The organism is Brevundimonas sp. (assembly GCF_036659295.1).
In the GTDB taxonomy this organism is placed as follows: Bacteria; Pseudomonadota; Alphaproteobacteria; order Caulobacterales; family Caulobacteraceae; genus Brevundimonas.
Genome location: NZ_JAVXCU010000032.1, coordinates 20,937 through 27,412, shown reverse-complemented (window position 1 = coordinate 27,412; position 6,476 = coordinate 20,937). Strand labels below are relative to the sequence as shown.

At 63.4% G+C, this 6,476-nt stretch carries 8 protein-coding genes; 3 read left to right on the top strand and 5 right to left on the bottom strand.

Features of this window, described 5'->3' with window-relative positions:
- A partial coding sequence (locus RSB01_RS07795; RefSeq protein WP_332625264.1) for a cation:proton antiporter occupies positions 1 to 384 on the bottom strand: 384 nt, incomplete at its 3' end.
- Between the two features lie 220 nt (positions 385 to 604).
- Here RSB01_RS07795 and RSB01_RS07790 point away from each other — a divergent pair.
- The 3 genes from RSB01_RS07790 (at position 605) to RSB01_RS07780 (ending at position 4,235) form a co-directional block, all read left to right on the top strand.
- Positions 605 to 1,015: a CBS domain-containing protein gene (locus RSB01_RS07790; protein WP_332590538.1), complete on the top strand. Its 411-nt coding sequence runs from the start codon at positions 605 to 607 to the stop codon at positions 1,013 to 1,015.
- Positions 1,016 to 1,133: 118 nt separating this feature from the next.
- Positions 1,134 to 1,733, top strand: coding sequence for a hypothetical protein (locus tag RSB01_RS07785; RefSeq protein WP_332590537.1), 600 nt, complete (start codon positions 1,134 to 1,136; stop codon positions 1,731 to 1,733).
- A 93-nt stretch (positions 1,734 to 1,826) separates the two neighbouring features.
- A complete protein-coding gene (locus tag RSB01_RS07780) occupies positions 1,827 to 4,235 on the top strand; it encodes an ATP-binding protein (RefSeq protein ID WP_332590536.1) in 2,409 nt (802 codons plus the stop codon).
- On the opposite strand, the gene RSB01_RS07775 is transcribed toward RSB01_RS07780, so the two are convergent.
- From RSB01_RS07775 to RSB01_RS07760, 4 genes are all read right to left on the bottom strand, one after another.
- Positions 4,232 to 4,732 carry a periplasmic heavy metal sensor gene (locus RSB01_RS07775; RefSeq protein ID WP_332590535.1) on the bottom strand — a complete coding sequence of 167 codons (501 nt, stop codon included), beginning with the start codon at positions 4,730 to 4,732 and terminating at the stop codon, positions 4,232 to 4,234. The genes RSB01_RS07780 and RSB01_RS07775 overlap by 4 nt on opposite strands.
- On the bottom strand, positions 4,732 to 5,184 hold the full coding sequence (locus RSB01_RS07770) for a hypothetical protein (protein ID WP_332590534.1): 453 nt from the start codon (positions 5,182 to 5,184) through the stop codon (positions 4,732 to 4,734). The genes RSB01_RS07775 and RSB01_RS07770 overlap by 1 nt, the downstream gene beginning before the upstream one ends.
- A 7-nt stretch (positions 5,185 to 5,191) precedes the next feature.
- A complete protein-coding gene (locus tag RSB01_RS07765; RefSeq protein WP_332590533.1) occupies positions 5,192 to 5,761 on the bottom strand; it encodes an RNA polymerase sigma factor in 570 nt (189 codons plus the stop codon).
- 62 nt (positions 5,762 to 5,823) lie between these two features.
- Positions 5,824 to 6,471, bottom strand: coding sequence for a hypothetical protein (locus tag RSB01_RS07760; RefSeq protein ID WP_332590532.1), 648 nt, complete (start codon positions 6,469 to 6,471; stop codon positions 5,824 to 5,826).
- Positions 6,472 to 6,476 lie beyond the last annotated feature (5 nt).

Genomic DNA, 6,476 nt, shown 5'->3' with positions numbered 1-6,476 from the left:
CATGACAAAACCCATCGCCCCGACAAAGGCTATGGGGGCCGATACACCTGCCGCCATCGCAATCAGGGTCAGGGCCAGACCCGACAGCCCTACCTGCGCCGTGCCAAGCCCGAATATCTCGCCCTTCATCGCCCAAAGGCGACTGGGCCGCATCTCCAGTCCGATAATGAACAGGAAGATGACCACGCCAAACTCGGCCACATGCAGGATGGTCTGCGGTTCCTTGACCAGAGCCAGCCCGAACGGACCCAGCGCCAGACCCGCCACCAGATAGCCCAGCACCGAACCCAGACCTATCTTGCGGAAAACCGCCACCCCGACCACGCCTGCACCCAAGAGTGCGGCGACATGGCCCAAACCCATGCCGGCAGTTTCTGCGGCCATGCCACCCTCGCTTGAATCACGGCCACAGCCTCGCGCCAATGCGATCTGCCCTGCCCTTGCCCAATCCGCTTAACGGACTGTCCATCTGGTCGTTCCCGCACACTCCTACGGGCAGCCGCCAGTGTAAACCGCATGGCCTATGGGCGAACATCGGGGGAACCTCGTCGCCATTTCGCGGCTTTGAAGAATAGTCCCTGTCGTCCACCTGCGAGGAGCCATTATGAAAATCCGCGACCTTATGAGCAGCGATGTCCATATCGCCCGCCCCGAAGACAGCCTTCAGCATGTTGCCAGCCGTATGGCCGATGGCGATTTTGGTTTCATGCCCGTCGTCGATGGCGAGCGCCTGATCGGTACGATTACCGACCGCGATGTCACCGTGCGCGCCGTCGCGCGCGGAGCCAGCCCCGAACAACCGGTTTCGGAGTTCCTGTCACGTGATGCCATCACGGTTCTGGATACCGACGAGTTGAAAACTGCGCTGGACCTGATGAGCCGTGCGCGTATCCGCCGCCTGCCTGTCATGGACAAGCAATCGCGCCTTGTCGGGGTCGTGTCGCTGGGCGACCTGTCTGTAAAGGTTAAGGAACGCTATGCCGGAGAGGCTCTGGAAAGCATATCCCAGCCATAAAATATTGAATTGCGGCGTTATTTATAGCCAACCCCGTCGAGGCTCGGTAACCATCTCTCCCAAGAGGTCGATAACCTCTATCGGTTAAGGTACCGGCCAAAGGTACGGGGTAGGCTTAATGGCGCGCGCACAATTCCAAAAAGGTCAGAAGGTCTGGGTCGAGAGTGTCGGCCTGTGGGCCGAGGTCGAGAAGGTCATTCCGGTCTGGGCCAAGGGCTTCGACGAGCCTGTGCGTGTCACCTATGAAGTCGGACTGGGGCGTGAATTCCAGAACCACGAGCTGCAATCGCCCGAGAGCGAGGCGCTGAGCAGCAATCTGGGCACATGGCGCGTGCTGCGGGCCCGCAACAAGTGGCAGGACCAGAACGACTGCGCCCATCATCCCTTCCCCGGCAGCTATCCTGTGGTCGTCACCGATGATGCCGACTGGGGTGGATGGCGCGTTCCCGGTGCCGAATACGACCGTCTGCCCGAAAAAATCGAGCAACAGGCCCGCATTATCGCCGCTACGCCGCAAATGCTGAACATCCTGAACCAGCTGGTCGAAAGCGTGGACGAGGCCCCCGAGGACGCTCCGCCCGAGACACGCCGTCTGGCCGAAGCGGCCAAGGCCGTTCTGCGCCGTATCCAGAGCCAGCCCCTGCCGCCGCGCAAGGCGACATCTGCCGAAAAACCGGACGCTGCACCCGCCGATAAAACCGGCGAACACGTCGCCTAGAACCCCGTAACGGCGCCCGCAGGTCCCCCTCGACACAGCTTGGCAAAACAGCCTAGGTTTCCCCCGTTCGAACACGGATAGGGAGCCTTCGTTGTGCGGGGAATAGAGCGCCGCAGCGATGGACGCGGAAGGCGAACCACAGACCATCCGGGTCTTTGGGGTCGCCCCTATGAACGCGCCCTGTTTCTGGCCGCTCTGCTGATCCTGTCCATGGCCCTGTTGCTGGTCGCACGCGACCAGTCGCGGCCGGAACGTGAACTGGACGTACTCAACCATGATGCGCTGGTTCTGGACGCCAGACTCTATGCCCAGACCACCGCGCAGCAACTGGCCGATCTGGACCGGTTGCTCGATCTAGCCGCGACGCATCTGGCAAACACACCGGGCCAGCCGCTGCAATCGCTGGAAACCGCCGTCGCCAGCCTGCCGCACAGCGGGATACTGCTCTCCTCGGCACAGGGTACGCCTCTGGTCGCGGTCGGCTCCAAGGCCGGTCAGGGCCATAATCAGGCCCAAGGTGCCGCTCTGGCCGACGGTTCTCTGAATCTTGGCCGCAGTCTTGCCGACGGTAACCGGCTGAATGCGATGATCGAGGCGCGCCATGTTGACCCGACGGGTCAGGATGTGCGTCTGGAACTGCGGCCCATTGCACAACTGCCGCCCGAACTGTTCAACAGCCCGACAGGGGTGGTTCTGCCCGATCCGCAAGGCGAGGGCCGCGTTACCACCGCCGTCAAGGTCGGGGACAGCGGACTGGCCGTCGTGGCCGACCGACCGGCCCGCTCCTTGCTGGACCGCTGGCGCGATGATGCCAGCCTGTTGGTCATACCGCTGGCGCTGGGCGTGGCCCTGTTGCTGTTTCTGGCCTTGCAAACCTTCCGGCAGGATCGCACCTCGCGCCTGTGGGCCGATACCGAGCGCCGGTTCCGGATTGCCGTCGAAGCGGCACATTGCGGGGTCTGGGACTGGGATATCAACAAGGGCCAGTTGCAACTGTCGGACTATATGGCTGCCCTGCTGGAGTTGCCCGCCGGAACCGTCCTGACGACCGATGCCCTGGTTCAGCGCATCCATCCCCGTTTTCGCGACAGCTTTGTCTCGGCCCTGAGCCATGCCCGCGAAAGCGGCCATTTTGATCTGGCTTTTCCGGTCACCCTCAATGATGGCAGCCTGCGCTGGATCGATGCACGCGGGCGCTCGCGCAGTCAGACCTCGGGCGTTGCACATCGCCAGATCATGGGCATCGCGCTGGACATCACCGAGGCCCGTCGCGCCAAGGCCCGCGCCAAGGCCGCCGAGGATCGTCTGGTCGACGGTATCCAGAGCGTGTCGGACGCCTTTGTACTGTTCGACCGGCAGGGCCATCTGGTCATGTGGAACCAGGCATTCCAGGACGCCTTCGATTTCCCCCCCGCCGCGCTATATCGCGGGGCGCTCAAGAACGACCTGAACCGTATTGCGGCGCAGGCTATCCGCACCGAACACCGTCCCGAGCCACGCCGCGCAGGGGTTCGCGAAGTTGCCCTGAATGACGGGCGCTGGCTGCAGATGACCGAGCGCTATACCGGCGATGGCGGCACTGTGGTCATCGCCGCCGATGTGACCCTGATCCGACAGCAGGAGCATGACCGCCGCCGCGCCGCCGAGGAATTACAGCGCACGGTCAACGAGCTGGAGGCCAGCCGCTCGCGCCTGTCCACTCTGGCCACCGAATACGAGGCGGCGATGACCCGCGCCGAAGCGGCCAGCCAGTCCAAGTCCGAATTCCTGGCCAATATGAGCCACGAACTGCGCACGCCGTTGAACGCCATTAACGGGTTTTCGGAAATCATGGCGGGCGAAATGTTCGGCCCGCTGGGGGACCGCCGCTACAAGGGCTATGCGCTCGACATCCATAATTCGGGCAAACACCTGCTCAGCCTGATCAACGACATTCTCGACATGGCCAAGATCGAGGCGGGCAAGCACAACCTCTATTACGAGCGGACCGATCTGGCGGCGCTGGGTCGCGAAGTGGTGCGTCTGATGCGCGGCCGCGCCGAGGAGGCCGGTCTGGCACTGGCGCTGGATTCACCGGGCATGGTCGAGGCCGAGGTCGATATGCGCGGCATGAAACAGGTCTTGCTGAACCTTGTATCCAACGCCATCAAATTCACGCCGCGCGCAGGTCGCGTGCTGCTGGTCCTGACGCCTCTGATCGAGCGCCCCGGCTATCTGCGTGTGGCCATTACCGATACCGGTATCGGTATTGCCGCCGACGATATCAAACGTCTGGCCCAGCCCTTTGTGCAGGTTGAAAACCAGCACGCCAAGACCACGCAGGGCACCGGACTGGGACTAGCCCTGACCAAGTCCCTGATCGAGATGCACGGGGCCAATATGGTCATCGAAAGCGAGTTGGGGACCGGAACCACGGTCTGGTTCGATCTGCCGATCAGGGCCCATACGGGCTCAAGCACCCTGCCTGACATGGGCGGCGAGACACTGATCTCTGCCGCCTAGTGCGGCTGTGCGCTGCCCTTATCAACGGGCGGCGTTTTGGAATGGCTGTGCGGACGATAGCGCGACAAAATCCGCGCCAGAGCCTTGCGGTCCTCGGGGGCCTGATCGTTCAGGATTTCCACCGCGCCGGATTCCAGACGCGCACGACCGCGCGTTTCGGACGCGCGTGACTGCTCCAGCAAACCGGCCACCGTCACCGCATCGAAATCATCCGAGGCCGTCAGAGCAATGGCCTGACGTCTTGCCGCCCGCGCTTCCTGAAAATCGGGCCGCGCCGCCATGGCCACTTCGCGCAGACGCACCTCTATTGCCTGCGCGACATCCGGCGAGCGCGTACTGACCATTTCCATCAGCGTATCTGTGCGCGTGGTGCGGGTCAGACGCTCGGCCTCGCGGGTCTCGCGCGCCGTGATCCAGACCGCCGTACCGCCCGCGACCAGAAACACGTTCAGCGCCACCGATGCGACCAGTGCCAATTTGATCTTGCGCGAAGCCATTAGCGAGGCACCTCCAGAGACGCCAATTCCAGCCCCAGCACCTCGGTATCGTCGGCACCTTGCAAGCTGGCCTGATAGAATACGGTTTCGGCCAGCATCGGGGCTGCCAGATGCTGGGCCAGACCCACCCCCAGAAGAGCACCGGCCACGGCTGTCGCCATCACGCCCGCGCCCGACCACAGGGTCCAAGCGGACCACAGGCCGCGTGAGCGACGGCGCGCCTTCAGACCCGCGCCGACCGCCGAGGCCAGCACACGTTCGCGCAAGTCCGCGCTGGCGGTCACGGCGGGCAGATGCAACAGGTCATCCAGAGCCGCAGCATCATCCCAAAGCGTTTGCAGCCGAGCACTGTCGGCCAGCGCCGCACGCGCATCGGCCACAGTGTCCTGCGGCCAGCAGGTCCAGCGTGCGCCATAGGCATCCAGAAGATGTATAAATCGCTCTTCAGTCATCATCGTCTCATGCCCCGCTCTTGCGGGTTCGGGGTGCCATATCGGCCAGTGAAAGCCTTAAACTGCGCCTTGCCCGCGAGAGCAGGCTTTCCAGCGCCTCGACACTGACCCCCATCAGTTGCGCCGCTTCGATATTGCCCAGTTCCTGATAGTGACACAGAACGATGGCCTCGCGTTGTCGTTCCGGCAGTTTCAATAAAACCAACTGGACCCGTGCACCGGTCTCGGCGGCCAACAGCCCCCGATCGGGTGCCGGTGAATCGTCCACCATTTCGGGGATGCGATCGACCGGTTTCTCGCGTTTGCGGCGCAAGCGATCGTAGCACAGATTCAAGCCGACCCGATGTAGCCATGTGTCGAAGCGGGCCTGCCCCGGTCGCCATTTCGGAGCCTGTTTCCAGACCCGCAACATGGCTTCCTGCGCCACATCCTCGGCCTCTACGGGATCGCCCAGCATACGTGTGGCCAACGACAGAAGACGCGGCAGCTTTCGGGCCACCATGGCCTGAATGGCCGCGGGATCGCCCACGGCCACACGGCGCAAAAGTTCCTCGTCGGGATCGGCGGATGTCGCCAAGCCTGCCTCGCACGTGATTAAACTGCCGGGCGGGCGACATGGCCGCCTTCCCCGTCAAGACCCTACTCCGAATCCGGCGCCGAAGGCGACGGTTGACGCGCATTCCGTTCGGCGCGTCGTGCTTGATGCGTCGCCTGACGCGCAGCGCGACGCTCCTCGGCCGTCACCTGACCATCACGGTTGGCATCCAGCCGCACGAAGCTCTCGCGGGCTTTTTGTTCGGCATTGGCGATACTGATGGTTTGCTCAGCCATCGCATGACGGGTGCCCATGTTCTGGCGCATGTTCTGGCGCATGTTGGTGCGGGCGCGCATGTGGCCTTCGCCACGCGGGTGCATTCCCTCGCCACGCGCATGTGCCATGCGGCCCATCCGGCTATTACCGGCCGCAAACTCTTCGCGGCTGATCTGGCCGTCAGCATTGCTGTCCAGACGGGTAAAGCGGGCCTCGGTACGTTCGGCGCGCATTTTCTGGCGCTGGGCGCGGCGTTCTTCAGGGGTGACCTGACCGTCGCTATTGGCGTCAGCAGCGCGCAAATCCTGCGTGCGGCGCGCGACATAGTCGGCCTCGCTTTGCGGGGCCTGCGCCCGCGCCATACGCGGTGCAGGATTTTGAGCTACAGCTCTCTCGGCCACAGCACTCTGGGCCACAGCAGGAGCAGCCACGGCCACCAGCGAAAGAGCCGCCAAACTGTTCAGTAGATATTTCATCTCTC

Bases quoted from the DNA above. Each gene is read 5' to 3' on its own strand.
- RSB01_RS07775 (WP_332590535.1), bottom strand. From the start codon at position 4,732: ATGGCTTCGCGCAAGATCAAATTGGCACTGGTCGCATCGGTGGCGCTG.
- RSB01_RS07790 (WP_332590538.1), top strand. From the start codon at position 605: ATGAAAATCCGCGACCTTATGAGCAGCGATGTCCATATCGCCCGCCCC.
- RSB01_RS07760 (WP_332590532.1), bottom strand. From the start codon at position 6,471: ATGAAATATCTACTGAACAGTTTGGCGGCTCTTTCGCTGGTGGCCGTG.
- RSB01_RS07785 (WP_332590537.1), top strand. From the start codon at position 1,134: ATGGCGCGCGCACAATTCCAAAAAGGTCAGAAGGTCTGGGTCGAGAGT.
- RSB01_RS07770 (WP_332590534.1), bottom strand. From the start codon at position 5,184: ATGACTGAAGAGCGATTTATACATCTTCTGGATGCCTATGGCGCACGC.